The 25618-nt window shown below is 69.2% G+C and carries 23 protein-coding genes, 1 tRNA gene and 1 other RNA gene; 13 read left to right on the forward strand and 12 right to left on the reverse strand.

Annotated elements, in window-relative coordinates:
* Window positions 1-60: 60 nt before the first annotated feature.
* The 4 genes from ABS361_15710 (at window position 61) to fabI (ending at window position 4868) form a co-directional block, all read left to right on the forward strand.
* The gene (locus ABS361_15710; protein XBY43522.1) at window positions 61-1677 is read left to right on the forward strand and encodes a radical SAM protein; all 1617 of its coding nucleotides are present in this window, start codon (window positions 61-63) and stop codon (window positions 1675-1677) included.
* 225 nt (window positions 1678-1902) lie between these two features.
* Window positions 1903-2409 carry a 3-hydroxyacyl-[acyl-carrier-protein] dehydratase FabA gene (gene fabA / locus ABS361_15715; GenBank protein ID XBY43523.1) on the forward strand — a complete coding sequence of 169 codons (507 nt, stop codon included), beginning with the start codon at window positions 1903-1905 and terminating at the stop codon, window positions 2407-2409.
* Between the two features lie 128 nt (window positions 2410-2537).
* A complete protein-coding gene (gene fabB, locus ABS361_15720; GenBank protein ID XBY43524.1) occupies window positions 2538-3758 on the forward strand; it encodes a beta-ketoacyl-ACP synthase I in 1221 nt (406 codons plus the stop codon).
* 264 nt (window positions 3759-4022) lie between these two features.
* Window positions 4023-4868, forward strand: coding sequence for an enoyl-ACP reductase FabI (gene fabI, locus ABS361_15725; GenBank protein XBY43525.1), 846 nt, complete (start codon window positions 4023-4025; stop codon window positions 4866-4868).
* 93 nt (window positions 4869-4961) lie between these two features.
* Here the strand turns inward: fabI and ABS361_15730 are convergent, their stop codons facing one another.
* Window positions 4962-6215: a glycosyltransferase family 87 protein gene (locus tag ABS361_15730; protein XBY43526.1), complete on the reverse strand. Its 1254-nt coding sequence runs from the start codon at window positions 6213-6215 to the stop codon at window positions 4962-4964.
* Window positions 6216-6523: 308 nt separating this feature from the next.
* Between ABS361_15730 and ABS361_15735 the strand changes: the two genes are divergently transcribed.
* Complete coding sequence (locus ABS361_15735) at window positions 6524-7699, forward strand: PLP-dependent aminotransferase family protein (protein XBY46910.1); 1176 nt, start codon at window positions 6524-6526, stop codon at window positions 7697-7699.
* Between the two features lie 37 nt (window positions 7700-7736).
* Here the strand turns inward: ABS361_15735 and ABS361_15740 are convergent, their stop codons facing one another.
* Entirely contained in the window at window positions 7737-8771 is a 1035-nt protein-coding gene (locus ABS361_15740; protein ID XBY43527.1) for an NAD(P)-dependent alcohol dehydrogenase, read from the reverse strand.
* Window positions 8772-8866: 95 nt separating this feature from the next.
* Here ABS361_15740 and ABS361_15745 point away from each other — a divergent pair, with 95 nt between their 5' ends.
* Window positions 8867-9793, forward strand: a complete 927-nt coding sequence (locus tag ABS361_15745; GenBank protein XBY43528.1) for a LysR family transcriptional regulator — start codon at window positions 8867-8869, stop codon at window positions 9791-9793.
* A 34-nt stretch (window positions 9794-9827) separates the two neighbouring features.
* On the opposite strand, the gene recR is transcribed toward ABS361_15745, so the two are convergent.
* The gene (gene recR / locus ABS361_15750; protein XBY43529.1) at window positions 9828-10448 is read right to left on the reverse strand and encodes a recombination mediator RecR; all 621 of its coding nucleotides are present in this window, start codon (window positions 10446-10448) and stop codon (window positions 9828-9830) included.
* Between the two features lie 121 nt (window positions 10449-10569).
* Between recR and ABS361_15755 the strand changes: the two genes are divergently transcribed.
* A complete protein-coding gene (locus tag ABS361_15755) occupies window positions 10570-10743 on the forward strand; it encodes a hypothetical protein (GenBank protein ID XBY43530.1) in 174 nt (57 codons plus the stop codon).
* Between the two features lie 81 nt (window positions 10744-10824).
* Here ABS361_15755 and ABS361_15760 read toward each other — a convergent pair whose 3' ends face one another.
* From ABS361_15760 to ffs, 3 genes are all read right to left on the reverse strand, one after another.
* On the reverse strand, window positions 10825-11145 hold the full coding sequence (locus tag ABS361_15760) for a YbaB/EbfC family nucleoid-associated protein (GenBank protein ID XBY43531.1): 321 nt from the start codon (window positions 11143-11145) through the stop codon (window positions 10825-10827).
* A gap of 94 nt (window positions 11146-11239) precedes the next feature.
* Entirely contained in the window at window positions 11240-13207 is a 1968-nt protein-coding gene (locus ABS361_15765) for a DNA polymerase III subunit gamma/tau (protein ID XBY43532.1), read from the reverse strand.
* Between the two features lie 104 nt (window positions 13208-13311).
* Window positions 13312-13410: signal recognition particle sRNA small type (gene ffs / locus ABS361_15770), an RNA gene on the reverse strand.
* Window positions 13411-13525: 115 nt separating this feature from the next.
* Between ffs and ABS361_15775 the strand changes: the two genes are divergently transcribed.
* The 6 genes from ABS361_15775 (at window position 13526) to ABS361_15800 (ending at window position 19526) form a co-directional block, all read left to right on the forward strand.
* A complete protein-coding gene (locus tag ABS361_15775) occupies window positions 13526-13942 on the forward strand; it encodes an HIT family protein (GenBank protein XBY43533.1) in 417 nt (138 codons plus the stop codon).
* A gap of 83 nt (window positions 13943-14025) precedes the next feature.
* Entirely contained in the window at window positions 14026-14997 is a 972-nt protein-coding gene (gene nudC / locus ABS361_15780; protein ID XBY43534.1) for an NAD(+) diphosphatase, read from the forward strand.
* Window positions 14998-15195: 198 nt separating this feature from the next.
* Window positions 15196-15272 (forward strand) — tRNA-Arg (locus ABS361_15785).
* Window positions 15273-15508: 236 nt separating this feature from the next.
* Window positions 15509-17071 carry a class I adenylate-forming enzyme family protein gene (locus ABS361_15790; GenBank protein ID XBY43535.1) on the forward strand — a complete coding sequence of 521 codons (1563 nt, stop codon included), beginning with the start codon at window positions 15509-15511 and terminating at the stop codon, window positions 17069-17071.
* Window positions 17068-17880 carry a creatininase family protein gene (locus tag ABS361_15795; GenBank protein ID XBY43536.1) on the forward strand — a complete coding sequence of 271 codons (813 nt, stop codon included), beginning with the start codon at window positions 17068-17070 and terminating at the stop codon, window positions 17878-17880. Before ABS361_15790 ends, ABS361_15795 begins: the two co-directional genes overlap by 4 nt.
* Before the next feature lie 11 nt (window positions 17881-17891).
* On the forward strand, window positions 17892-19526 hold the full coding sequence (locus tag ABS361_15800) for a CocE/NonD family hydrolase (GenBank protein XBY43537.1): 1635 nt from the start codon (window positions 17892-17894) through the stop codon (window positions 19524-19526).
* A gap of 3 nt (window positions 19527-19529) precedes the next feature.
* Here the strand turns inward: ABS361_15800 and ABS361_15805 are convergent, their stop codons facing one another.
* The 6 genes from ABS361_15805 to ABS361_15830 form a co-directional block, all read right to left on the reverse strand.
* On the reverse strand, window positions 19530-20051 hold the full coding sequence (locus ABS361_15805; GenBank protein ID XBY43538.1) for an ureidoglycolate lyase: 522 nt from the start codon (window positions 20049-20051) through the stop codon (window positions 19530-19532).
* Window positions 20052-20069: 18 nt separating this feature from the next.
* Window positions 20070-21521 (reverse strand): NAD(P)/FAD-dependent oxidoreductase, encoded by a 1452-nt coding sequence (locus tag ABS361_15810; GenBank protein ID XBY43539.1) that lies wholly within the window; start codon window positions 21519-21521, stop codon window positions 20070-20072.
* Between the two features lie 82 nt (window positions 21522-21603).
* A complete protein-coding gene (locus ABS361_15815; GenBank protein XBY43540.1) occupies window positions 21604-22428 on the reverse strand; it encodes an ABC transporter permease in 825 nt (274 codons plus the stop codon).
* The gene (locus tag ABS361_15820) at window positions 22425-23306 is read right to left on the reverse strand and encodes an ABC transporter permease (protein XBY43541.1); all 882 of its coding nucleotides are present in this window, start codon (window positions 23304-23306) and stop codon (window positions 22425-22427) included. Before ABS361_15820 ends, ABS361_15815 begins: the two co-directional genes overlap by 4 nt.
* Window positions 23303-24388, reverse strand: coding sequence for an ABC transporter ATP-binding protein (locus ABS361_15825; protein ID XBY43542.1), 1086 nt, complete (start codon window positions 24386-24388; stop codon window positions 23303-23305). Before ABS361_15825 ends, ABS361_15820 begins: the two co-directional genes overlap by 4 nt.
* A gap of 127 nt (window positions 24389-24515) precedes the next feature.
* Entirely contained in the window at window positions 24516-25601 is a 1086-nt protein-coding gene (locus tag ABS361_15830) for an extracellular solute-binding protein (protein ID XBY43543.1), read from the reverse strand.
* Between the last annotated feature and the right edge of the window lie 17 nt (window positions 25602-25618).

A 25618-nucleotide genomic window follows, 5' to 3' on the forward strand; every position in this document is an offset into this window, starting at 1 on the left:
CGCTTCCCGCTCGCGCGATTTCATGACACCCTGACCGCGGGCGTTCCGAGGAGACTTTCGATGACCGAGCCCAAAGTCCTGATGGTCTTTCCGCGCTTCGTCCAGAATTCGTTCTGGAGCATGCAGGCGACGGTCGACCTGTGGGGTGCGAAATGCACCGCGCCGCCGCTCGGGATGATCACGCTGGCGGCGCTGCTGCCGCGCGAATGGAACATCCGGCTCGTCAATCGCAATGCCGAGACGTTGACCGAGGCGGACCTCGCCTGGGCCGACGTGATCATGACCGGCGGCATGCTGCCGCAGCGCGCCGATACGCTGACGATCATCGATATCGCCAAGCGCGCCGGCAAGCCGGTCGTGGTCGGCGGACCCGATCCGATGTCGTGCCCGGAGGTCTATGAGGCGGCCGATTTCCGCGTGCTCGGCGAGGCGGAAGGTCTGATCGACCAGTTCATCGACGCCTGGCGGCGCGGCGACCGGTCCGGCACCTACACGATCGCGAAATTCTCCGCCGACGTGACCAAGAGCCCGGTGCCGCGCTTCGACCTCCTGAAGCTCGAGCACTATCTCTATGTCGGCGTGCAGTTCTCGCGCGGCTGCCCGTTCAACTGCGAATTCTGCGACATCATCGAGCTCTACGGCCGCGTGCCGCGCTCGAAGACCAACGAGCAGATGCTGGCCGAGCTGCAGGCGATCTACGATCTCGGCTATCGCGGCCATGTCGACTTCGTCGACGACAACCTGATCGGCAACAAGAAGGCGCTGCGCCGGTTCCTGCCGGCGCTCGAGGAATGGCAGCGCGAGCGCGGCTATCCCTTCGCCTTCTCGACCGAGGCGTCGCTGAACCTCGCCGACGACGGCGCGCTGCTCGACATGCTGAAGGCCTGCAATTTCTTCGCGGTCTTCGTCGGCATCGAGAGCCCGGACGAAGCGACGCTGGTCTCGACCCAGAAGAAGCAGAACACGCGCCGCAGCCTTGCGGAGAGCGTGCACCGCATCTATCAGGCCGGCATCTTCGTGATCGCGGGCTTCATCGTCGGTTTCGACACCGAACGCGAAGGCTCGGCCGACGAGATGATCGAGTGCATCCGCGCGACCTCGATTCCGGTCGCGATGGTCGGTCTCCTGACCGCGCTGCCGAACACGCAACTGCGCCGGCGGCTCGAGGCCGAGGGCCGCATGCTGCCGGATCCGGAGGAGATCCCGGCCGACCAGTGCACCGGCGGCCTCAACTTCCTGCCGCTCCGGCCGCGCCGCGAGATTCTGATCGACTACCAGAAGATCCTGCAGGCCGCCTACGAGCCGGAGGCATTCTTCGAGCGCGTGCGCGTCGTCGGCCGCAACCTCGGCCGGCCGACCTACCACATCAAGATCTACCCGCGCCTGCTCCTGCGCGACCTCCGGCTGTTCTGCAAGCTGATCTGGAAGTTCACCGTGACCATGCCGCATCTGCGCAAGCCGTTCTGGCGCGCGCTGATGGACACCGCGCGGCACAACCCGCGCGCGGTCGAGTTCACGGTCATGATCATGGCGATGTACCTCCACCTCGGCCCCTTCGCGCAGACCGTACTCGGCACGCTCGACGAGATGATCGCCGAGATCGACCGCCGGCCCGAGCCGGAGCCGATCCCGCAGCTCGACCCGGATCGGCCGAAGCTCAAGGTGGCGGTGCACTGACCCGCACCGGCCGGTGCCGGAATCGCGGCCGGTGCGGGATTCGCGGGCGGCGCAACGAAGCGGCGGGGTCGCATCCGTCTTTTCCCCGGGCCGAAGATCGTCTTTCGGTACGGCGATCCCTATGTTAGGAAGACGCCGATTTTCGGGGTGGCTTCCGCCCCGTCGTCTTGAGGGTGTCTTCGCCGCCGCGATCGATCGCGGGGCGCCGGGGGATAGCGACAGGAAATGGCAGACCGCCGCTCGAGTTTCGAATACGAAGATCTTCTGGCCTGTGGGCGCGGGGAGCTGTTCGGAATGGGCAATGCCCAGTTGCCGCTGCCCCCGATGCTGATGTTCGACCGCATTTCCGAGATTTCGGAGACGGGCGGAGAGCACGGCAAGGGCTGTGTGCGCGCCGAACTCGCGATCCGGCCGGATCTCTGGTTCTTCCCCTGCCACTTCCAGGGCGACCCCGTGATGCCGGGCTGCCTCGGCCTCGATGCGCTGTGGCAGATGGTCGGTTTCTTCCTCGGCTGGCTCGGCTCGCCGGGCCGCGGCCGGGCGCTGGCAGTCGGCGAGGTGAAGTTCACCGGTCAGGTGCTGCCCACGGTCAAGACGGTCGAATACGGCGTCGACTTCAAGCGCGTCATGCGCTCGAAGCTGGTGCTCGGCATCGCCGACGGCTGGGTGAAGGCCGACGGCGTGGAGATCTATCGCGCGAGCGACCTGAAGGTCGGTCTGTTCCAGACCTGACGCCCCGCGCCCCGCGGCCTGCGGGGTGTGGCACTCGGCGCGGCGCGCGACGGGCGCGATCCGCGTTAAATGATCAGAGGCCGTGGTGGCAGGATCGGGCCGCGGCCGGTCGTCGAAGGGAAGACGCAATGAGACGCGTGGTCGTGACGGGCATGGGGATCGTCTCCTCGATCGGGAACGATACCCAGGAAGTCGTCGCATCGCTCCGGGAAGCGCGGTCGGGCATCGTCCGCGCCGACAAGTACGCCGAGCTCGGTTTCCGCTGTCAGGTGCACGGCGCGCCGACGCTGAATGCCGAGGAGGTCGTCGACCGCCGCGCGATGCGTTTCCACGGCGGCGGCACCGCCTGGAACCACGTCGCGATGGAGCAGGCGATCCGCGATTCGGGCCTCGAGGCGAACGAAATCTCCAACGAGCGCACCGGTATCATCATGGGCTCCGGCGGCCCGTCGACCCGCGCGATCGTCGAGGCGGCCGACATCACCCGCGAGAAGGGCAGCCCGAAGCGCGTGGGTCCCTTCGCGGTGCCGAAGGCCATGTCCTCGACCGCCTCGGCGACGCTCGCGACCTGGTTCAAGATCAAGGGCGTCAACTACTCGATCTCGTCGGCCTGCTCGACCTCGGCGCATTGCATCGGCAATGCGGCCGAGCAGATCATCCTCGGCAAGCAGGATGTCGTGTTCGCCGGCGGCTGCGAGGATCTCGACTGGACGCTGTCGTCGCTGTTCGATGCCATGGGCGCCATGTCGTCGAAGTACAACGACACGCCGGCGACCGCCTCGCGCGCCTATGACAAGAACCGCGACGGCTTCGTCATCGCCGGCGGCGCGGGCGTCCTCGTCATGGAGGAGCTCGAGCACGCCAAGGCGCGCGGCGCGCGCATCTACGGCGAGCTGGTCGGCTACGGCGCGACCTCGGACGGCCACGACATGGTGGCGCCGTCGGGCGAAGGCGCGATGCGCTGCATGCGCCAGGCGCTCGCCACCGTGAAGACGCCGATCGACTATATCAATCCGCATGCCACCGCGACGCCGATCGGCGATCTCAAGGAGATCGAGGCGATCCGTGCCGTATTCGGCGACAAGATTCCGCCGATCTCGGCCACCAAGTCGCTGACCGGCCATTCGCTCGGCGCAGCCGGCGTGCAGGAGGCGATCTATTCGCTGCTGATGCTCGGCAACGACTTCATCTGCGAATCGGCGCACATCCAGGAGCTCGATCCGGACTTCGCCGATATTCCGATCGTGCGGAATCTGGTCGACGGCGCCAAGCTCGAAACGGTTCTGTCGAACTCGTTCGGCTTCGGCGGCACCAATGCGACGCTGGTCTTCCAGCGCTACGCAGCGTAATTCCGCCGAATTTCGTCGATATCGCAGCCTTCGTACGGCCTTCGCACACCAGCGGGACTTGACCCGCCGGTGTTGCGAGGGCCAATGGTATGTCGCCTTGGTGTGAAGGACTGTCACAGGGCGTACAAACGAACGTGAGAGACAGGCGGGATCGTCAACCGACAGCCTCCTCGTCATCCCATGTGGACCGAACGCTACGCCTTTCCCCATCTCAGGCTCGTCGGCGCTGGACAGGAGCGGCCGACAACATCGAGGAGTGACCGCATGTCCGGACTGATGAATGGCAAACGCGGCCTCGTCATGGGTGTCGCCAACGACCATTCGATCGCCTGGGGCATTGCCAAGACACTGTTCGACAACGGCGCCGAACTGGCCTTCACCTACCAGGGCGATGCCTTCGGCAAGCGCGTGAAGCCGCTCGCGGCCTCGGTCGGCTCGAAGCTCCTGCTGCCCTGCGACGTCGAGGATGTCGCTTCGGTCGATGCGGTATTCGAGACGCTGGCGAAGGAGTGGGGCAAGATCGACTTCCTCGTTCACGCCGTCGCCTTCTCGGACAAGAACGAGCTCAAGGGCCGCTACGCCGATACGACCCGCGAAAACTTCGTCCGCACCATGGTGATCTCCTGCTTCTCGTTCACCGAGATCGCCAAGCGCGCCGCCGCGATCATGAACCCGGGCGGCGCCATGGTCACGCTGACCTATGGCGGCGCGACCCGCGTCATGCCGAATTACAATGTGATGGGCGTTGCCAAGGCCGCGCTGGAGTCCTCGGTTCGCTATCTCGCCATGGACTTCGGCCTCGACGACATCCGCGTCAACGCGATCTCGGCCGGACCGGTGCGCACGCTGGCGGGTGCCGGCGTCTCCGACGCGCGGCTGATGTTCAACTATCAGAAGCGCAACTCGCCGCTCGGCCGCACCGTCGGCATCGAGGAGGTCGGCGGCACCGCGCTTTATCTGCTGTCGAACCTGTCCTCGGGCGTGACCGGCGAGATCCACTTCGTCGATTCCGGCTACAACATCGTCTCGATGCCGCGCCTCGAGGAGCTGAAGGTGCAGGAGCGCCGCGAGAGCGAAGAGGCCGCGACCGTGCAGAGCGCCGCCGAGTGAGGCTTGTCGCCTGAAGCGCCGCCGGCCGGCGGCGCGATCGGCCTAATGGCAAACGGCTCCCTCGAGGGGGCCGTTTTCGTTGGTGGATCACGCTCAGGCAGAGGCGGGTATCTCCGTGCCCGCGGGTACGCGCGCCCTGCCCCGCCACAGGCACCAGCCGAACAGCACCGCGACACCGATCGGGCCGGCGACGAAGCTCGGCGCCTCGAAGGAGAGCGTCGCGACCACGGGCGTCGTCGCGATCAGGCCGAGAAGCCAGGGTTCGCCCGGAGCGAACCCGTCGCGCAGGCCCGCGCGCGTCAGGAACGCGATCGCCGGGATCAGCACGAGCAGGTCGTAGACAAGGCAGAACGGCGTCATCATGAGCGTCGCCGCGATCGCCGCCGCGGCCTTCACCTCGTAAGCCGCCTCGGAGCGCCACAGCCGCGCGACCAGCGCCGCCACGACCAGCGCGACGCCGGCCTGCAGCGCATAGGCGCCGCCGACGCCGCTGCCGAAATAGCGCGCGACCGCGAAGACGCTCTGCATCTTGCCGAAGCCGACGACGCTGTTCTCGAGCAGTTGCGCCCTGCTCAGCTCCGAATAGGCGACCCAGGCCCTCCAGGTCTCCGGCCCGAACAGGACGAGCGTCAGGCCGATCGAGATCGCGACGCCGAGCACCGCGCCGGAGAAGGCGCGGGCGCGGCCGGTCGCAAGGAAAATGACCGGGAAGACCAGCCCGAGCTGCGGCTTGATGCAGAGCGCGCCGATGAGGAGCCCGGCGACGAGCGGCGCGCGCGGCAGGACGGCGAGCGCGAGGCCGATGAACCCCGCGGTCAGGAAGGCGTTCTGGCCGAACACGAAGGCACACATGGCCCCCGGATAGGCGAAGGCGAACAGCACCGCCTTCCACGAGCGCAGGATCGTCCAGACCGCGAGGCCGAACACCAAGGCTGTAGCGGCGAGAAAGACATGCAGCGCCACGACATAGGGAAGCGCCGCGAAGGGCGTCACCACGGTCAGGTAGGTCGGCGGATAGCCGAACCAGACGTAGCCGCCCTGCTTCGGCGGCGCGCCGTCGGGCGCAGCGCCCTTCACCTCCAGCGAGACCTGCCGCTGCATCGCCTCGTGGCTCGACCGATCGTAGGTTCGCCAGGGCTCGGACGTCAGGCCGAGGCGGCCGGCTGTGTAGAAGCTCAGGTAGTCCTGGCCGACGATGACCTTGTTGTCCGGTGAGGTCGCTTGCGGCGTCCAGGCGACATAGGCCTGCAGAAAGATGCCGATCAGCACGATCGCGAGCGCGACCGGGCCGACCTCGATCAGCCGGGCCAGACGGGGACCGCGCGGCGCCCGGATCGCATGCGTCATGTCGTGCCGCCTCCGGCCGCGATGAATCTCCGGACTATGGCCGATCGGTCTTTGAAACGGCGTAAACACGGTCTTCATGGGCTCGGCGGGCGCCGATCGCGCGCGCGGCGGGCCCCGGGGCATCGCTGCAATGCAGCGACGATTTTTAGGTCAGCATCATTGACCTTCCGGGCAATGCGCGCATGATCGGCGCCCTGTTCGAGGACGAGTTTCCCATGGTCTCCCAATCCGCCGCCCCCCAGTCCACCTCCGCCCTGGCCGCCGCGCCGTTCGACTGGACCCATGTACTCGCCAGCCGGGCGAGTCGGATGAAGGCGTCCGAGATCCGCGAGCTCCTGAAGCTGCTCGACCAGCCGGACATCATCTCCTTCGCCGGAGGCATCCCGGACCCGAGCCTGTTCCCGGTCGAGGCCGCCAAGGCCGCGACCAATGCCGCGCTCAGCGATCCGGCCAAGGCGGCGCAGGCGCTGCAATATTCGATCAGCGAGGGCTATGTGCCACTCCGGCGCTGGATCGCCGCGCACATGGGCCGGCTCGGGGTGGCCTGCACCATCGACAACATCCTGATCACCAACGGCTCCCAGCAGGCGCTCGACTTCCTCGCCAAGGTGATGATCTCGCCGGGCGACACCGCGCTCGTCACGGCGCCGACCTATCTCGGCGCGCTGCAGGCCTTCAACGGCTACGAGCCGCGCTACGACACGCTGAAGATCGACGGCGGCAACGCGACGCCGGCCTCCTATGCCGAGGCGGCGAAAGCCGCCGGCGGCCGGGTGAAGTTCGCCTATGTCGTGCCGGATTTTGCCAATCCGAGCGGCGAGACGATGGATGTCGCCGCGCGCGACAAGCTGATCGACCTCGCCGAGGATCTCGACGCCGCGATCATCGAGGACACCGCCTATGAGGCGTTGCGCTTCGAGGGCGAGGCGCTGCCGACGATCCTGTCGCTCGACATCGCCCGCCACGGCCATATCGACGCGACCCGCACGATCTATTGCGGCACGTTCTCGAAGACGCTGGCGCCGGGGTACCGGGTCGGCTGGGTCTGCGCCGCGGCGCCGATCATCCAGAAGCTGGTGCTGGTCAAGCAGGCGAGCGACCTGCATTCCTCGACCATCAACCAGATGATCATGCACGGCATCGCCGAGGCCGCCTATGACACGCAGGTCGAGGCCGCCAAGGCGCTCTACAAAGGCCGCCGCGACGCGCTGCTCGCCGCGCTCGCCCGCGAAATGCCGGCCGGCGTCGAGTGGACCAAGCCCGAGGGCGGGTTGTTCGTCTGGGTGACGCTGCCGGAGCATATCGACGGCGCGGAGCTGCTGGCCCGCGCCATCGCCGAGGAACGCGTCGCCTTCGTGCCGGGCGCTGCCTTCTACGCGACGGAGACGCGCAAGAACACGCTGCGCCTCAACTTCTCCTCGCCGACCATCCCGCAGATCGAGACCGGCATCGCGCGGCTGGCGGCGCTGATCCGGCGCATGTGAAGCGCCGGGCACGCCGCATCAGCCGCCCTCGTCCCCGTCAGCCGTCCGCGCCGATCGTGACGACGATCTTGCCGAACGGACCGCGGTCGAGATGCGCGAGCGCGTCCCGCAGCGCCGCCATCGGATAGGTGGCGTCGATCACAGGCGTCAGCGCGGTCTGATCGACGGCGCTGACGAACTCCTCCAGCGCGCGGCGATGCCCGACCGCAATGCCGCGCACGACCGTGTTCTTCATCAGCAGATCGCCGGCCGTGGCCGACACGCCGAAGCCGTCGAGCACGCCGATCAGCGAGACCCGTCCGCCCGGCGCGGCGACGCGGAGCGAACCGGCGAGGTTCGATCCGCCGACCGTCTCGACGATGTGATCGACGCCGCGCCCGCCGGTGACCCGCAGCACCGCAGCGCCCCAGTCCTCGCCCGACCGGTCGATGCCGTGATCGGCGAGGCCGAGGGCGCGGAGCCGGTCGAGCTTTTCGGCCGATCCGGAGACCGCGATCACGATCGCGCCGGCGCGCTTGGCAATCGCCGCGGCGAACAGCGAGACGCCGCCGGTGCCGTGAACGAGCACCGTCTCGCCGGGGCGGAGGCGGTCCTGGTCGGCCAGTGCCGACCAGGCGGTCAGGCCGGCGCAGGGCAAGGTCGACGCCGCCACATCGTCCAGCGTCGCGGGCGCCCGCACGAACCATGCTTCCGGTAGCGCAACGTATTGCGCCAATACGCCCGGATAGGTGCCGCCCAGTGCCCGCGTCCCCGGCGTCGCCGCCGTACCGGGGATCGGTCCGTCGCGCCAGTCGGGAAAGAACGCCGAGATCACACGATCGCCCGACCGCCAGAGCCCCGTGCCAGGACCGGTCGCGACGACGGTGCCGGCGAGATCGGAGCCCGGCGTGAACGGGAACGCGAGCCGCATGCCCATGCCGTTCGCGATGACCATCTTGTCGCGATAGTTGAGCGAGACCGCGCCGACCCGGACCAGCACCTCGCCGGGGCCCGGCTCGGGGAGCGCCACCGCGTCCAGCCTCAGAGCATCGGCGCCGTGCTCGTCCATTCGCCATTGCATCATCGTCGTCATGTCGCATCTCCTCGAAGACAGGAGCGCATGCTATCGTCGCAGTATCGGCGCCAGTGGCGACATTTTTTCCGATCAATGGATCTTAACAGGCACCAATGAGCGTGATCGAGGATCTGACCGATGTGCCCGCCTTCGTCGCGGCGGCCGAGGCGAACGGCTTCGCCGCTGCGGCACGGCGGCTGAACCTGTCGCGCTCGGCTGTCGGCAAGGCGGTGGCGCGGCTGGAAGCGCGGCTCGGCGTTCGGCTGTTTCACCGGACCACCCGCAGCCAGAACCTCACCGAGGAGGGGCAAGCCTTCTACGAAGCTTGCCGGCAGGCCCTCGACGCGCTGCGCCAGGGGCGATTGCAGATCGATGCCGGACGCCGGCATGTCGCGGGGCGCCTGCGCGTCACCATGCCCGCGCTGTTCGGGCGCGTCTGCGTCGCGCCGATCCTGACCGCGCTCGCCGCGCAGCACCCGGATCTCGAACTCGACCTGCAATTCGGGGATCGCGTCGTCGACGTGATCGAGGACCGCTTCGATCTCGCGATCCGCATCGGCACGCTCGACGACGCGAGCGGCCTGAAGGTGCGGCTGCTCGGGCGCCAGCCGATGGCGGTCTGTGCCGCGCCGTCCTACATCGCGGTCCACGGACGGCCGGAGACGCCCGACGACCTGCAAGCTCACCGGACCGTCGTCTACGGCACGCCGAAGCGGGCCTGGCGCGGCTGGGTGTTTCCGCGCCCGGGCGGCGGCCCGCCGCTCGACATCGAACCGCCGAGCCGGCTGCGCTTCGACGACCTCGGCGCCATTGCCGATGCGGCGATCGCCGGGCTCGGCGTGGCATGGCTACCGTGGTGGCTGATCCGGGATCGTGTGCGGGACGGGTCGCTCGTCCATCTGATGGCGGACCGGCCCATGCTCGCCGCCGACTGCTATGCACTCTGGCCCGACACGCCGCGCCCGCCGCTGCGCGTTCGCGCCGCGATCGACGCGCTCGTCCGCGACCTGCCGCTCCGCGCGGGCGGCGAGGCGGCATGATCCCGGCCTCGCCGGTGCCCGGTCGCCTCCACCTTCAGAACTTGGTGCGCGCCCGCATGGCGGCGGACAGCGTGCCGTCGTCCAGATAGTCGAGTTCGCCGCCGACCGGCACGCCGTGGGCAAGGCGCGTCACGGTGATGACCCTGCCCTCGTCGGCGAGATGGCCGAGCTGGTCGGTCACGTAGTGGGCCGTGGTCTGGCCCTCGACGGTCGCGTTGACGGCAAGGATCACCTCGCGGATGTCCTCGGTCCGGCAGCGCTCGACCAGGCTCGCGATATTGAGATCCGACGGCCCGACGCCGTCGAGCGGTGACAGCACGCCGCCGAGCACATGGTATTTGGCCGAGATCGCCGAGGCGCGCTCCAGCGCCCAGAGGTCCGACACGTCCTCGACCACGACCAGCACATGGGGGTCGCGGCGTTCGTCGCGGCAGACCGTGCAAGGGTCGACGGTGTCGACATTGCCGCAGACCGAGCAGACGCCGACCTTCTCGACCGCCTCGTCCATGGCGCGGGCGAGCGGTACGAGCAGCGCCTCCTTCTTCTTGACCAGATGCAGCGCCGCGCGACGGGCCGACCGCGGCCCGAGACCCGGCAGCTTGGCGAGCAGCTGGATCAGGCGTTCGATCTCCGGTCCGGCGATGCGTTTGGCCATGGTGCCCCCGACGGCCCGGCCGTCAGCTCCCCGTCATTCTTTAGAACAATTCCAAAATTTTACGTCGTATTCACGGATCGGGATCCATGCTGACATCGAGGCAGATCGAAGGAGAGCCCCGGTGAGCATCAGCAGCGTTTCGAGCAACGCCCCGGCCTATGCCGCGAAGGCCGCGGAGGCCAAGGAAGCCGGTCCCGACAATGACGGCGACAGCGACGATGCGGGCGCGAAGGCCGCGCCGGTCCAGTCGGCCCCGCCGCCCGGCCTCGGCCAAATCGTCGACAAGACGGCCTGAGTTCGCGGCCGCCTGCGACCGCAGAAGACCGCGCCATCGAAAGCCGCCGCCGACCACCGGCGGCGGCTTTCGTTTGTTGGCTCAGAACGGCAGCTTGAAGCCGGACGGCAGGCCGAGGCCGCCGGTCACTTCGGCCATCTTCTCCGCGATCGCTGCCTCCGCCTTGGCGTGCGCGTCGCGATGGGCGGCGACGATCAGATCCTCGAGGATCTCGCCCTCCTCCGGCTTCAGGAGCGAGGGGTCGATGCGGACGCCTTTCATCTCGCCCTTGCCGGTGATCGTTACCGTAACCAGCCCGGCACCGGCCGCGCCGCTCACCTCGATCTTGGCGAGGTCGTCCTGCAGGCCGGCCATGCGGCTCTGCATGTCCTTCGCCTGTTTCATCATCTTCATGAAGTCCATGGGGGCTCTCGTCCTTCCCTGACAGGTATCGGGTCCGCCGCAAACGGCGAGAGTTTTGTTCCGCCCGATCGCGATGGACCGGGTGCGACAGCGCTCAATCGTCGGGGTTCCAACCCGGATCGTCCGGCTCCTCGGGCGGCATGCCCTCGACGGGGAGACCCGCCTCGGCCGCGCGTTCGGCCGCAATCTCGGCCTCGTCGCGATTGACTCGGATGTCGACGATCGAGGCGCCGGGGAACCGCCGCAGCACGGCGGCGACCAGCGGATCGGAACGCGCATCCGAATAGAGCTGCTCGCGCGCCGCCTGCCGTTCCTCGAAGATGGTGGCGCCGCCTTCCTCGCGCGACACCGCGATCAGCCAACGCTCGCCGGTCCAGTCCTGCAGCTTGCGGCCGAGATCCTGGGTCAGATCCTTCGCCGCGTCGGGCGTGACCTGCACTTCGATACGGCCGGGCTCCAGACGGACCAGCCGCATCTGGCGTTCGATCGCGATCTTGAGCTTGATGTCGCGCTTCTCGGCCGCGAGCGCGGCGACGTCGGCGAGCGACCGGAAGCGCGCGCGCGCCGGCTGCGCTGCCGGTTGGGCCGCCGGTCGCGTCTCGGTCGCCGGCGCCGGCATGGTGCTGGCGACGAGCCGCGGGCCGGCCTGTGCGACCGGATCGGCGCCCCCGCGCGGCAGCGCCATGCGCGCGCCCTCGCCGATCGGCCCGGCCGCGACAGAAGCCGCGCCAACCGCCGCCCGGAGCGCGCCGCTCGCACCGCCGGGGCCGGCCCCATACGACCCGGATCCACCCTGCCCTGCAGCGCCCGATCCGCCACCACTCGCCGCGCCACCGGAGGCGCCGCCCGCACCCGCGCCGTCGCGGAGCAGGCGGATCGCCTCGTCCGGCGTCGGCAGATCGGCGGCGTAGCAGAGCCGGATCAGCAGCATCTCGGCCGCGGCCAGGGGCTTCGCGGCCGTCTTCACCTCGTCGAGCCCCTTGAGCAGGATCTGCCAGGCGCGCCCGAGAATCCGGATCGACAGCGCGGCCGCAAAGGCGCCGCCGCGCGTGACCTCGGCCTCGGTCGCCGCGCTGTCGGACGCCGCCTCGGGCACCACCTTCAGACGCGTGACGAAATGGACGAATTCGGCGAGATCCGCGACCACCACCGCCGGATCGGCGCCGACATCATATTGCGCGCGCAATTCTGCGAGTGCCGCGGCCGCATCGCCCTTCATGACGTGCTCGAACAGATCGATCACGCGGGCGCGGTCGGCGAGGCCGAGCATCTGGCGGACCTGATCGGCCGTGATCGCGCCCTGCCCATGCGCGATCGCCTGATCGAGCAGGGACAGGCTGTCGCGCACCGAGCCCTCGGCCGCGCGCGCGACGAGCTTCAGCGCCTCTTCCTCGATCGTGACGCCTTCGGCCTCGGCGATCCGGCCGAGGTGCTTCAGCAGCACGTCGGCCTCGATGCGGCGCAGGTCGAAGCGCTGGCAGCGCGACAGGATCGTGATCGGAACCTTGCGGATCTCGGTCGTCGCGAAGATGAATTTCACATGCTCGGGCGGCTCCTCGAGCGTCTTCAGCAGGCCGTTGAAGGCCGCCGTCGACAGCATGTGCACCTCGTCGATGATGTAGACCTTGGTGCGCGCCGAGACCGGCTTGTAGCGCACCGCCTCGATGATCTCGCGGATGTCGCCGATGCCCGTGTGCGAGGCGGCGTCCATCTCGATCACGTCGACATGGCGGCCTTCCATGATCGCGCGGCAGTGGCTGCCGAGCCGGTCCATATGGATCGTCGGCCGGTCGATCTCGCCGGGGATCTCGTAGTTGAGCGCGCGCGCCAGGATGCGGGCGGTGGTCGTCTTGCCGACGCCGCGCACGCCGGTCAGCATGTAGCCCTGCGCGATACGGCCGGTGTCGAAGGCGTTCGACAGCGTGCGGACCATCGGCTCCTGGCCGATCAGGTCGTCAAAACTCTGCGGGCGATATTTGCGGGCGAGAACCCGATAGACGCCGGGCTTGGCCTCCGGCGCGCCGGCACCCTCGGGGCCGTCCTTGGGAAAGAGACCGTCCATGCGGCGCTTGCCCTCTCGCCCTGAAGTCGTCTCGCGCAAACCGGCCGGACAACAATCATCGGGCCGGAGAGATCACCGCGCCGGAACGATCATCGGCGGGTGCGGGTGGGAGGCTGGCACACGACCCGTGCCGAATTCGTTGTGGCTGCTTCCTTCCGGATCTGACCAGATTGGCGAGCGGCGACGTCCGCGACCAACCTCCCGGCCCCTCATATCATGGATTGACCGCCGAATGGCAAGGGTGTCCATTCACTGCCCCGCCCTGCATGCGCCCGCGCGATGCATTTTTCCCCTTCCGATTTCGGACCGAGCCTTCCCGTGACCGCCGCGCCCACCTTCGCCCTCGACCCGCGTCTCGCCGCCGATACGCGGGTCGTGACCGACCTGCCGCTCTGCCGCGTGCTCTTGATGCGCGACCGGACCTATCCCTGGACGATCGTGGTGCCGCGCCAAAGCGGGCTCGCCGAGATCCTCGATCTCTCCGCCCATGACCGCGCCTGGCTGTTCGACGAAGTGTCGCAAGTCGCCGAGGCACTCCGGGCCGAGACCGCGCCGACCAAGCTCAACATCGCCGCGCTCGGCAATCAGGTCCGCCAGCTTCATGTGCATGTCATCGCGCGGTTCGATAGCGATCCGGCCTGGCCGGGGCCGGTCTGGGGCAAGGCGCCGCCGGTCGACTATGCCGACGATGCGGCCGAGGCCTTTATTGCCAAGCTGAAGGCGCGGCTCGCCTGACGCTCGCCACGAACGGAGCGTCAATGACGCGAGACCCGCTGCGGTGACGCGGCGGCCGCGGGCCACGACGCGAGGAACGACGGATGCGCTTGATCCTGCCGGAAGACGAACCCTCCACCCGCATCGGCTACACCGGCAACAGGCTCGACCGGCGCGGCGAGACGCGCGGCGACGCGGCCTGGGCCGCGAACCAGCGCGCACGGGCGGATGCGCGCTTCCTGTTGTTCTCGGGCGACAAGGCGATCGTCTCGATGCGCGGCTGCGGCCGGGTCACGGCGGCCTTGTCGCCGACGGCGGCCGCCGCGTTCGGCATCGTCGGCGAGCCGGTGCTGCTCGGCTTCGAGCCTGAAGGCGCGGTACGCCAAGTGCCGTCCGGCCCGGCGCCGTGGTTCGGCGCGGCGGTCGCAGCCGCGCCGGAAGCGATCGAGGCGAGCGGCATCCACAAGCTGTTCGACATGCGCACGGTCGTGCTCTCCGGCGCAATCGACCGCGAGGAGGCCGGCGCGCTGGCGCAGGCGCGCTCGCTGCTGCTCTGGCACGAGAATCACGGCTTCTGCGCCAAGTGCGGCGCGCCGACCGTGATGAGTTCCGCCGGCTACCGGCGCGACTGCCCGGCCTGCGGCGCGCAGCATTTCCCGCGCACCGATCCCGTCGTCATCATGCTGATCACGCGTGGCGACCGCTGCCTGCTCGGCCGGCAGGCGCGGTTCGCGCCCGGCATGTATTCCTGCCTCGCCGGCTTTCTCGAGCCCGGCGAGACGATCGAGGACGCGGTCCGGCGCGAGACCTTCGAGGAAGCCCATATCCGGGTCGGCCGCGTCGGCTATTTCGCCAGCCAGCCATGGCCGTTCCCCTCGACGCTGATGATCGGCATGATCGGCGAGGCGCTCGACGAGGCGATCGTCTGCGACGAGGCCGAGCTCGAGGACTGCCGCTGGTTTTCGCGCGAGGAAGTGCGGCAGATGCACGCCGAGCGCCACCCGGACGGCCTGACCGTGCCGAAGCCGATCGCGATCGCCCACCACCTGACCAAGGCCTTCATCGAAGCCGAGTGAGGCGGCGCATCGGCCACCGCGCGACGTGGCGCGACGGGGTGTGGTTCGACACGGCTTGGTTTGACGTGGCGTGGCTCGACGTGATGCGGCGAAGCACAGCGCGGTTCAGATCCGCCGGGAGAGACCGCGCAAGGCGATTGCCCCGGCGGATGCGATCGGCTATGACACCCCTCGTGGTTCGAAGCCCTGCTTCGACGAGCACCCGTAGCTCAGCTGGATAGAGTGTTGCCCTCCGAAGGCAAAGGTCACAGGTTCGAATCCTGTCGGGTGCGCCAAATTCCGCCAATCGCCTTCCAGCATGTGCCGCCGCTGCACGAACCTGCCCGATACGAGGGGCGGGAACCGGTATCATTGTCGAACGCGAAGAGCGATAGCGACCGCGACACGCCACCGTGCATGGCGCGGACCACCCTTGATCGGCCCTCGCCGTGCCGGACGCGACTTCGATATTTCGCCGTGCCAATAGGCGCTATCGGCGCCGACCCGGTTCACCTTTGGCCTTCGCAAATCGATGCTCTGGCGCCAGAGCAACGATCCGAACGGCCGCCGCTTCATGCTGATGCACCGCCTTCTCGAGACCAGCGCCATGCGCGTGCCCGATCGCATCGCGTTTCGATGGGTCGATCGCGGGCGCACGCTGACCTATGCCGACGCAGTCGCCGCGATGGAGGCCATGGCGGGCGCGCTCGCGAGCCTCGGCGTCGGTCCGGGCGATCGGGTGCTCGTGTTCGCCCACAATGGGCTCGACTATCTCGTGACCATGCTGGGCTCTTGGCGGATCGGCGCGATCTCGGCGCTGGTCAATGTCAAATACGCCGAGGACCTCGCCTATTATGTCGAGGATCACCGGCCGAAGGTGATCGTCTACACGCATGACATGGCCGAGCCAGTCCGGGCCGCGGCGCGCGCGGTCGGCGGGGTCGCGCATCTGATCTGCATGGACGGGCCGCAGGACGGGGCGTTGTCGCTGCCGGAGCTGATGGCGGCGAAGCTCGCCGCGCCCGCGGATCCGGCCCGGGCGGATGCGATCGCACACCTCTCCTACACGTCGGGCACCACCGGCAGGCCCAAGGGGGCCTGCCTCGCGCATGAGCCGACCGTGACCGCGTGCCGTTGCATCGGCGAGCGTCTGCGCATCCGTCAGGACGACCGCTCGTTCGGGCCGACCGCGCTGTCGAGCTCCTATCAGCTCGTCGCCAACCTGTTGCCGCAACTGGCGAGCGGGGCAACGATCAATGTCATGGGCCAGTGGACGCGCGAAACCGGCTGGGATGCGCTCGCCGCCGCCGACGCGACACTGTTCGTCGGCAATCCGGTCGTGCTCACCGAACTCCTCGAAGAATCCGAGCGGCGCGGCCGGCTGCCGTCGCCCTTGCGGTTCGGACTGTCCGGCGGCGGGCCGGTGCCGCCGGCGCTGAAGCAGGCGTTCCGGGATCGGCTCGGGCTGCCGCTCGTGGAGAGTTACGGCCAGAGCGAACTCGGCGGCTTCTTCGCGCTCGGCTTCCCCGAACTCGAGCCGGACGACGCCAAGCTCATGCGGGTCGGCCCCGCGCTGCCGGACAAGGAGGTGGCGATCCTCACCTCCGCCGACACGGTCGCGGCGCTCGGACGCGTCGGCGAGATCTCGCTCAGGGGCGGCTTCATGGCCGGCTACTGGGGCCGGCCGGAACAGACCGCGGCCGCGACGCGAGACGGCTGGCTTCGCTCCGGCGACCTCGGATCGATGGACGCCGACGGCTTCGTCACCATGCGCGGACGGCGCTCCGAGCTGGTGACGGTCGACGGCGTCGACTGGTTCCCGCGCGACATCGAGGAGGCGCTGGCAGCCGAGCCGGGCGTATCTCTTGCCGCGCTGATCGGCATTCCGGGTCCGGAAGGCACCGTTCCGATCGCCTTCGTCACCGCCAAGCCGGGCGAGGCACCGGACCCCACCGCGCTCAAGGCGGCGATAGCAGGCCGCGTGCCCTACGATCTCACCCGCCTCGAAATCCGCATCGCGAAGGAGCTGCCGATGACCCCGACAGGCAAGATCGCCAAGGCGACCCTCGCCGCAAACGCTGCGGTGGCACCATGACCGGCCGGTTCTCCTGGTGGGACCTGACCACCGCCGCCTTCGCGGCGCGTGATCTCTCGAACGCCGTCGTCGTGCTGCCGGTCGGCGCGGTCGAGCAGCATGGACCGCATCTCCCGGTCCGGGTCGACGCCGCGATCAACGCCGGGATCGTTGCCGCCGCCCTGGAACGCCTGCCGCGCGGCTCGGACTTGCTCGTGCTGCCGATGATGCCATTCGGCAAGTCGGACGAGCACCTCGCCTTTCCCGGCACGCTGACGCTCTCGGCCGAGACGCTCGCGGCGGTCTGGTTCGAGCTGGCGGCGAGCGTGGCGCGGGCGGGCGCCCGCAAGATCCTGTTCTTCAACTCGCATGGCGGACAGATGGCGTTGATGGACATCGTCTGCCGGCGGATCCGGATCGAGCTCGGCATGCTCGCGGTCGCCTGCTCCTGGTTCCGCGTCACGCCCGTCGATGATCTCTTCCCGGCGGACGAGCTCGAACACGGCATCCACGGCGGCGATCTCGAAACCAGCGTCATGCTCGCGCTGCACGGCGATCTCGTCGCGATGGACCGGGCGGAGAATTTCGTGCCGCTCACCGTGGAGATCGCCGCTTCGGGGAGCCTGCTCACGGCCGAGGGGCGGGTCGGCTTCGGCTGGCAGGCGCAGGACCTGCATCCGGCGGGCGTGTGCGGCGACGCGTCCGCCGCGACCGTGGTCAAGGGCGATGCGGTGATTGCGCGCGCCGCCGAAACCCTGGTGCGGCTGATCGGCGACGTCGCCGCCTTCGACTGCGCGAGACTGACCGCGGAGACACGCTTTTCGCCCTGAACGGAGCCTTCATGCGATATCCCGTCGCCGATCCGGTCACGATCGAGACCACCATGCGCGACGGCGCCCGGCTCGTGGCCGACGTCTACCGGCCGGTCGGCGCCGGCGCCTGCCCCGTGCTGCTGATGCGCCAGCCCTACGGGCGGCGGATCGCCTCGACGGTCGTGCTCGCGCATCCCGCCTGGTACGCCTCGCACGGTTATGTCGTGATGGTGCAGGACGTGCGTGGCCGCGGCGACAGCGAGGGGCGCTTCGACATTCTCGCGGGCGACGTCGCCGACGGAGCCGAGACCCTGGACGCGGCCGCCGGCCTCGCGGGCGGCGACGGCCGGGTCGCGACCTATGGCTTCAGCTATCAGGGCATGACCCAGTTCATGGCACTCGCCGGCGCGCTGCGGTCCGGCGGCGCGCGGCCCTCGGCCATGGCGATCGCGATGGCGCCCTGGAATGTACGCGATCACTGGGCCTTCGAGGGCGGCGCCTTCCGGCTCGAGGGCAATCAGTACTGGGCCGTGCAGATGGCCGCGGAGCAGGCACGCGTCGCGGGCGACGCGGCGGCCTATCATGCGATCCGTTCGGCCCTGGGGCGGCTCTGCTCGGGCCCGGTCCCGGCGCGCCTCGACGTGCTCGACACCCACCGGCACCTCACCCATTACCACGACTGGCTCGCGGACGACCCCGGCTACTGGGCGGCGCGGTCGCCGCATGCCGTGCTCGCCGGACACGCCTGCGATGTGCCGAGCCTGCACCTCGGCGGATGGCTCGACATCATGATCGACGGCACCTTCGCCGCGCACGAAGCCTTCGCGGCCGGAGGCGCCCGCGCGGAGCTCATGGTCGGGCCATGGCCGCATATCCCGTGGAGCCGGCATGTCGGCGCGCTCGATTGCGGCCCGGAGGCGGCCACCGGCGGCGACGCGGCGATCCTCGGCTTCTTCGACCATGTGCTCAAGGACGCTCCGCCCGTCGCGGAGGCGATCCGGCTGTTCGACCTGGGGCGGCGGACCTATGTGACGCCGGCGGATCTCGGCCCGATCCGTCCGCAGGTTCTCCACCTCGGCTCGACGGGCCGGGCCTGTCCGACCGTCACGGACGGCGTGCTGGCGCCGGAACCGCAGGCGCCGGAGGTCGATCGCCTGGTGCACGACCCCTGGCGCCCGGCACCGGCCCATGGTCTCGCGCTCGGCTCCCCCGGGGGCTATCAGGATCGCTCCGACGTGGACGGACGTGGCGATGTCGCGGTCTATACGAGCGCACCGCTCGCCGAACCGCTGACGCTCGCGGGCAGGGTCGGCGCCGAGGTCCATATCGACTGCGACCGGCCGAGCTTCGACGTGGCGGCGACGCTCTCGATCGTGTCGGAGGATGGTCGCGCCCTCGCCATCGCGGGCGGCTTCCGACGTGTCGCGCAGGCGGCCGGCGGCGCCCTGGTCGGGGTGGGCATGCACCGCGTCGTGATGACCGTGCCGGCGGGTGCGCGGCTGCGTCTGTCGCTCCAGGCCGCGGCCTGGCCGGCCTTCATGGTCAATCCGGGAACCGGACGTCGCCCGGAGGAGGCCAGCCTCGCCTCATGCCTGGTCACGACCCTGGCGATCCGGCACGGAGCCGGATCGCCGTCGCGGCTGATCCTCGAGGTCGCCGGCTGAGCCTCACACCAGCTTCAGCGCCAGACCGTAGCGCGCGGTCAGCTTGCAGGTGTGGTGGTCGACCACATTGGTATCGGCGAGTTCGAGGTTGAAGAAGCTGCGCTCGCCGCCGTCGAACAGCGGCCCGGCGTGCCAGGTGCCCTTGTACAGCATGACGGCCGTATCGCCCGGGATCCGGAACGCGCGGATGTCCTCGATCGCCGGCTCGGCATCGGGAACGTCGAGGTTCTTGGGCGGCGCGACCGCGAGCCACCAGTCGTGGCCGCCGGAGGAGGCCAGCGTCTGCGTCACGCTGCGATGCCGCGTGATCTGCTTGACCAGCAGGCCCCTGCCGGGGATGCGCATGCAATAGAAGCGCGGCGTGCCCTGGGTCAGGTCGAGCTGCGCATCGTGCGGCCCGAATTCGACGCCGTCCTCCATCGGTGGCACGACCGTGCCGAACGGGGCGAAGGCGTCGGAGGTCAGTTCGTTGATCGCGAGGTCCTGCAGGGCGAAGTCGGATGTCGTTGCGATCGTGGCGGCCATGGGCGCGTCCTCCTCTCGTCAGTCGGCGGTGCGGTCTTCGAAGTCGTCCGGGATCGGCAGATCGTCGGACCAGTAGGCGGCGAGATCCGGCAGAACGTCCCGCTCATGGTCGACGAGCAGCCGCCGGGTGACGCCGCGCACGACGCGGGGCAAGGCGTGACGGTGGCCGCTGATCGAGGTCGAGTGCGGCCCGTGGCTGACGACGCTCAGGCCGTTGAAGGCGAAGACACGGCCGACCCAGTCCTCGTCGGTCGCCTTCGGCACGAAACCGTAGCCCTCGTCGAGATATGGCAGCGCCGCGAGCCGCGCGTCTTCCTCGTCCGGTCCGGGTGCGTAGCGGTCCGACCACAGCGCGACCCGGCTCGCCAGGGTCTTCAATTCCGGACGGGCGTCGAGATCGATCACGGCGCCGGTCGCGAGGATCAGGTGGTCGTAGGTCAGCGGACCGTGGGGCGTCTCGACGCGGATCGCCTCGCCCTCGAGCGCGACCGACGTCCAGGGCGTCGCCGGGCGCAGCCTGAATCCGGGCAGCGCGAGCGCCTTGTTGAAGGCGGTCATAGGCGGCGGCTGGTCCTTCTCGCGAAAGAACCGCGCGATGCGCCAGCGGGTCGCGTCGGCCAGGGCGGGAAAGTGGCTCATGAGCCCCGCCGTCTCGATGGCGCGATGCGGATTGACCCGCGGCAGTCTGGCGCGCCGGAACGAGACCTCCGCGCTCGCCGCCCCTGCCCGCAACGCGGTAATCGCATTGTCGAAGGCCGAGGCGCCATGGCCGAGAATGCCGACGCGCTTGCCCTGGAGCCGCGCGAAATCGATCGGGCCGTTGGAGTGGTCGTAGGCGCGGCGCGGCAGGGCGGCGCGGATGAAGTCCGGCGCCCGCCAGGCGCCCGCCCCGTCGAATCCCGTGGCGATGACGACCGTGCGGGCGAAGCGCGCATGCGGCTTGTTGCCGACCAGCGTGTCGACGCGCACGAGATCGCCGGCCTGGGCGATGTCGGTCACCAGCGTCCGGTTCTCGATCCGGACGCCGGTGACGTCCGCATACCAGTCGAGATAGTCCTTCCAGTCGGTGCGCGGAATGCGATCGAGCGCGGCCCAGGCTGCGGCGCCGTAGCGGGTTTCGTACCAGCGCCGGACCGACAGATTGACGATGCCGAATTCGTTGCCGACCGTGGTCTTCGGCGTCCTGAGCTCGCTCATGCGCGCGAAGGTGCGCCATGGCCCCTCCTCGCCCGGTTCGCAGCGATCGAGGACGGCGACGCGTTCGAGCCCTTCGCGCTTCAGATGCGCGGCGATGATGACGCCCGACTGGCCGCCGCCCACGATCAGCACGTCGTCGACCGGTCGGCCGTCCGGACCGTTGCGCGGGCGCAGCCAGGACCGGTCGGGATAGGACAGGGCGTCGAGATCGTCGCGCGCGGCGGCGGCGAGAACCTCCAGGCGCGAGAGGACGCGAGCAGGGGCCATGGTCATGCGTCCACCTCGGCGGTCGGATGGTCGGAGGGCGGCGCCGCGACCGGATCGCCGGCGCGCGCCTCGGCGTCGATGAAACGGGTCATGACGCGGCTCCGACGGGTGCGGTTTCAGGAGCGGTGGCGGCGACGACAGGGCGGCGCCGGATGCGGCGCCGGCGGTAGAGCTCACTGGCGGCGACGATCACCGCGGTCAGCGCGAGCACCGAGACCTGCATCGCATTGAGGTCCGGGCGAAGTTCGCGGCGGAACTCGGAGGCGACGATCAGCGACAGCGGCTGGGTCCGGCCGGCGAGAAACATCGCGATGGTGAGATCGGCGAGCGACAGGATCACGCCGACCGAGAAGGCGCCCGCCAGCGCGCCCTTGATCTGCGGCAGCAGCACGAGCCGGAAGCTCTGCCAGGGCGTCGCACCGAGATCACGCGCCGCTTCGTCGAGCCGCGGATCGATCCGGACCAGCACGGCGGAGAGCATCACGGTCGTGAACGGGATCGCCACGAGCGACTGCGCGAGGATCAGCGCGACGGCACCGCGCTCGAGCCCGACGCGGCTCATGATCATGGCCTGTGCGATCGAGAGCACCGACTTCGGCACCAGGAACGGCAGCAGGATCAAGGCGCCGAACCCGATCCGCCATCGGAGGCCGGGGGCGGTCAGCGCCAGCGCCGCACCGAGCCCGACCAGCATCGCGATCAGCCCGACCGGCTGGGCGATCAGAAAGCTCGTCACGAAGCCCCTGTGGAAGGCCGCATTGCCGGCGAGCTCGGCGTACCACTTGAGGGTGAAGCCCGAGAGCGGGAAGGCCATGAGGTCGCTGTCGTTGAACGAGAAGATCGCGAGCACGACGATCGGCAGATAGAGGAACGCCGTCGCAAGCCCGAGCACCGTGGCCGTGAAGCGGCTCATGCCACGCCTCCGCGCGACAGGACCGCGCGCGCCGGTCCGAGCCGCATCAGGCCGAAGGCGAGCGCCAGCGCGGCGACGAACAGGCTCGCCAGCAGGCCGAGCGCGAAGGCCGACGCCATGGGCCAGTCGAAGGCGGTGCCGAACAGGTTGTCGATCATGGCCATGGCCGTGCCGCCGGACGTGCCGCCGAGCAGGCTCGGGGTCAGCATCTCGCCGGCCGCCAGCGCGAAGACGGCGAAGACGCCGGCGGCGAGACCGGGGATGGTCAGCGGCAGCGTGACCTTGAAGAAGGCGTCGATCGGGCGGGCGCCGAGATCGCGCGCCGCCTCGATGAGCCGGCGATCGATCATCTCGGCCGAAACCCAGATCGCCAGCACCATGAAGGGCAGGTTGTTGTAGGTCAGCACGAGCCCGGTCGTGAACGGCGTGAACAGGAACCATTTCACCGGCGCGGCGACGAGCCCGAGCGCCTTCAGCACCGCATTGAGCAGCCCCTCGGCACCGAGCACGATGCGCCAGGCGTAGATGCGGACGATCTCGCCCGTGTAGAGCGGCGTCAGCAGCACGACGACGCCGACGCTCTTCCAGGCGGTCGGCAGGCCCGCGAGCGCGACCGCGATCGGGTAGCCGAGGATGGCCGTGGACAGCGCGGCGAAGGCGCCCGAGAGGATCGCCTTGCCGATCAGGATCCAGAAGATCGCGGTCGAGAACAGCTCGATCCAGGCCCGCGCCGAGAGGGCCGGCACGAGCACGAAGTCCTCGACCTCGAAAACCGAGAAGACGAACAGCACCAGGAGCGGCGCCACGCAGCCGAGGGTCAGAAGGATCGCGACGGGGATCGCGAGATGGGGGCGGCCGAGCGCGGACAACCAGCTCATGCCGCGACCCTCGTGACGAAACAACGCTCGGATCGCAGGGCGAGGCCGACCGCCGTCCCCGGCGCCGGCGCGTCGTGGCCGGCGTAGCTCAGCCGGACGCCGGCGGCCACGACCTCGACCAGGGTCCGGTCACCCTGGAACACGACATGGGTGACCTCGCCGACGAGGGCGCCGCCCGCTCCGGCCTCGATGCCCTCCGGCCGGACCACCAGCATGGCGCGATCGCCGGGCGCGAGGCCTTCGACCGCGGCGGCACGGACCACCCCGAGCGGCGTGTCGATCGAGGCCTCGCCCGCCGCGGCCTCGAGGATGCGGCCCTCGACCAGCGCGGCGCCGCCGATGAAATCGGCGACGAAACTGTCGGCCGGCCGCGCATAGACGGTGCGCGGATCGGCCTTCTGCACGATCCGGCCCTTGTTCATGACCACGACGACGTCGGACAGCGCGAAGGCCTCCTCCTGGTCGTGGGTCACATAGACGAAGGCGATGCCGAGCCGGCGCTGCAGGTCCTTGAGCTCGATCTGCAGGTGCCCGCGCATCTTGCGATCGAGCGCGGACAGCGGCTCGTCGAGCAGGAGCAGCCGCGGCTCCGCCACGATGGCGCGGGCGACCGCCACGCGCTGCTGCTGGCCACCCGAGAGCTGATGCGGCAGGCGTGCGCCAAATTCAGCCATGTGCACGGCCTCGAGCGCGCGCATCACGCGGTTCTCGAGGTTCGGCATGATCCCCTTGAGACGCAGCGAGAAGGCGACGTTCTCGAACACGGTCAGATGCGGGAACAGCGCATAGGACTGGAACACCGTGTTGACCGGCCGCCGCTCCGGCGGCACCGCCACGATCGACTGGCCATCGAGTTCGAGGCTGCCGGCATCCGGCCGCTCGAAACCCGCGATCATCCGCAGGATCGTGGTCTTGCCGCAACCAGACGGGCCGAGCAGCGTCGTGAAGGCGCGTTCGGGAATGTCGAGATCGACGCCGGCAACGGCCGGCGCCTGCCCGTAGCGCTTGACGAGGCCGCGCGCCGACAGGAGCAGCGGCGTTGCGGCAGGGTCTCGGGGCTGGAAGGCGGTCGAAGCCGGCATCAATCCCTCACGGGTGGCTCTCACGGGTGGTGACGGCGTCGCCCCGAAGCACGGGGCGGGACGCCCCGGCGCGGGCAGCGGCGCCGGGGCCATTCGGGCACGTCGGCCCGGACGGGGACGGACCGGCTCAGGCCGCCTTGACCTCGTTCCAGAGCTTCAGCCACTCGGAGTAGTTCGGCGGCGCGACCGGCCACATGAAGGTCTTCATCACGTCGAGATTGTCGATGAAGATCGCTTCCTGCTTCTCCTTGGAGAGCTTGTCGCGCACCACGCTCGACGACGTCGCATAGTTGCCGATTTCGGCGATGGCGGCGGCGTATTCCGCGCCGAGCAGGTAGTCGCCGAACTTGTAGGCGAGCTCGAGCTTGTCGTCGGCGAGCGAGGCGGGAATGCCGAAACAGTCGCACCAGCCCATGATGCCGGCCTTCGGCTTGGCCATGGCGACTTTCATCTTGTCCTTGAGCGCATCGTAGGGCACGCGCCAGGAGAAGGCCGCGGTCACTTCGCCGGTGGCGAAGAGGTTGGTCAGGTCGCCGATCGTCTGCCAATAGGTGCGCAGCAGCGGCTTCTGCGCGACCAGCACCTTCTTGCATTCGGCGAGCTCGGCGGTCGAGAGCGTGAAGGCCTTCTCGCGCGGAATGCCGAGATGCAGCGCGGCGATCGCGATCGACTCGAGCGCATAGTCGCGCATCGCGAGCTGGCCCTTGTATTTCGGGTCGAACAGCGTCGAATAGGTCGGCTCCGCATCGTACTTGTCGGCGCGGTAGACGATCGGGTTCAGCCCCCACAGATAGGGGATCGCGTAGGTCGTCCCCTTCTCGTCCTTGACCTTGTCGGTGGCCTTGAAGATGTCGTACATCGCCGCCGTGCCCGGCAGCTTCGACAGGTCGAGCGGCTTCAGCACGCCGCCCTTGATGTAACGCCAGGCACCGTTGAGCGACGGATTGACGATATCCCAATCCGAGGCCGAGCCGGTCTTCAACGCCGCGAACTGCGCGTCCTCGCTCGACAGGTAGGAGAGCTTGACCTTCGCCCCGGTCTTCGCCTCGAAGGGCGCCACATATTCGGGATGGCCGTTGGAGTCCCAGGTCGCCCAGACCAGTTCCTTGCCCGCCGCGAGGGCCGGACGGTTGGCGGAGCCGAGCAGCGTCAGCCCGGCGCCTGCGGCGAGGCCGCCCAGCAGCTGGCGACGGTTCATGAAGCCGATGGTCATGCGCGTTACCCCTCAAT

This window comes from Ancalomicrobiaceae bacterium S20, assembly GCA_040269895.1.
GTDB lineage: Bacteria > Pseudomonadota > Alphaproteobacteria > Rhizobiales > Ancalomicrobiaceae > Methyloraptor > Methyloraptor flagellatus.

Excerpts from the sequence above, each read along its gene's own strand:
- ABS361_15710 (XBY43522.1), top strand. The coding sequence starts at position 61 with ATGACCGAGCCCAAAGTCCTGATGGTCTTTCCGCGCTTCGTCCAGAAT.
- fabA (XBY43523.1), top strand. The coding sequence starts at position 1,903 with ATGGCAGACCGCCGCTCGAGTTTCGAATACGAAGATCTTCTGGCCTGT.
- fabB (XBY43524.1), top strand. The coding sequence starts at position 2,538 with ATGAGACGCGTGGTCGTGACGGGCATGGGGATCGTCTCCTCGATCGGG.
- fabI (XBY43525.1), top strand. The coding sequence starts at position 4,023 with ATGTCCGGACTGATGAATGGCAAACGCGGCCTCGTCATGGGTGTCGCC.
- ABS361_15730 (XBY43526.1), bottom strand. The coding sequence starts at position 6,215 with ATGACGCATGCGATCCGGGCGCCGCGCGGTCCCCGTCTGGCCCGGCTG.
- ABS361_15735 (XBY46910.1), top strand. The coding sequence starts at position 6,524 with ATGAAGGCGTCCGAGATCCGCGAGCTCCTGAAGCTGCTCGACCAGCCG.
- ABS361_15740 (XBY43527.1), bottom strand. The coding sequence starts at position 8,771 with ATGACGACGATGATGCAATGGCGAATGGACGAGCACGGCGCCGATGCT.
- ABS361_15745 (XBY43528.1), top strand. The coding sequence starts at position 8,867 with ATGAGCGTGATCGAGGATCTGACCGATGTGCCCGCCTTCGTCGCGGCG.
- recR (XBY43529.1), bottom strand. The coding sequence starts at position 10,448 with ATGGCCAAACGCATCGCCGGACCGGAGATCGAACGCCTGATCCAGCTG.
- ABS361_15760 (XBY43531.1), bottom strand. The coding sequence starts at position 11,145 with ATGGACTTCATGAAGATGATGAAACAGGCGAAGGACATGCAGAGCCGC.
- ABS361_15765 (XBY43532.1), bottom strand. The coding sequence starts at position 13,207 with ATGGACGGTCTCTTTCCCAAGGACGGCCCCGAGGGTGCCGGCGCGCCG.
- nudC (XBY43534.1), top strand. The coding sequence starts at position 14,026 with ATGCGCTTGATCCTGCCGGAAGACGAACCCTCCACCCGCATCGGCTAC.
- ABS361_15790 (XBY43535.1), top strand. The coding sequence starts at position 15,509 with ATGCTCTGGCGCCAGAGCAACGATCCGAACGGCCGCCGCTTCATGCTG.
- ABS361_15795 (XBY43536.1), top strand. The coding sequence starts at position 17,068 with ATGACCGGCCGGTTCTCCTGGTGGGACCTGACCACCGCCGCCTTCGCG.
- ABS361_15800 (XBY43537.1), top strand. The coding sequence starts at position 17,892 with ATGCGATATCCCGTCGCCGATCCGGTCACGATCGAGACCACCATGCGC.
- ABS361_15805 (XBY43538.1), bottom strand. The coding sequence starts at position 20,051 with ATGGCCGCCACGATCGCAACGACATCCGACTTCGCCCTGCAGGACCTC.
- ABS361_15810 (XBY43539.1), bottom strand. The coding sequence starts at position 21,521 with ATGACCATGGCCCCTGCTCGCGTCCTCTCGCGCCTGGAGGTTCTCGCC.
- ABS361_15815 (XBY43540.1), bottom strand. The coding sequence starts at position 22,428 with ATGAGCCGCTTCACGGCCACGGTGCTCGGGCTTGCGACGGCGTTCCTC.
- ABS361_15820 (XBY43541.1), bottom strand. The coding sequence starts at position 23,306 with ATGAGCTGGTTGTCCGCGCTCGGCCGCCCCCATCTCGCGATCCCCGTC.
- ABS361_15825 (XBY43542.1), bottom strand. The coding sequence starts at position 24,388 with ATGCCGGCTTCGACCGCCTTCCAGCCCCGAGACCCTGCCGCAACGCCG.
- ABS361_15830 (XBY43543.1), bottom strand. The coding sequence starts at position 25,601 with ATGACCATCGGCTTCATGAACCGTCGCCAGCTGCTGGGCGGCCTCGCC.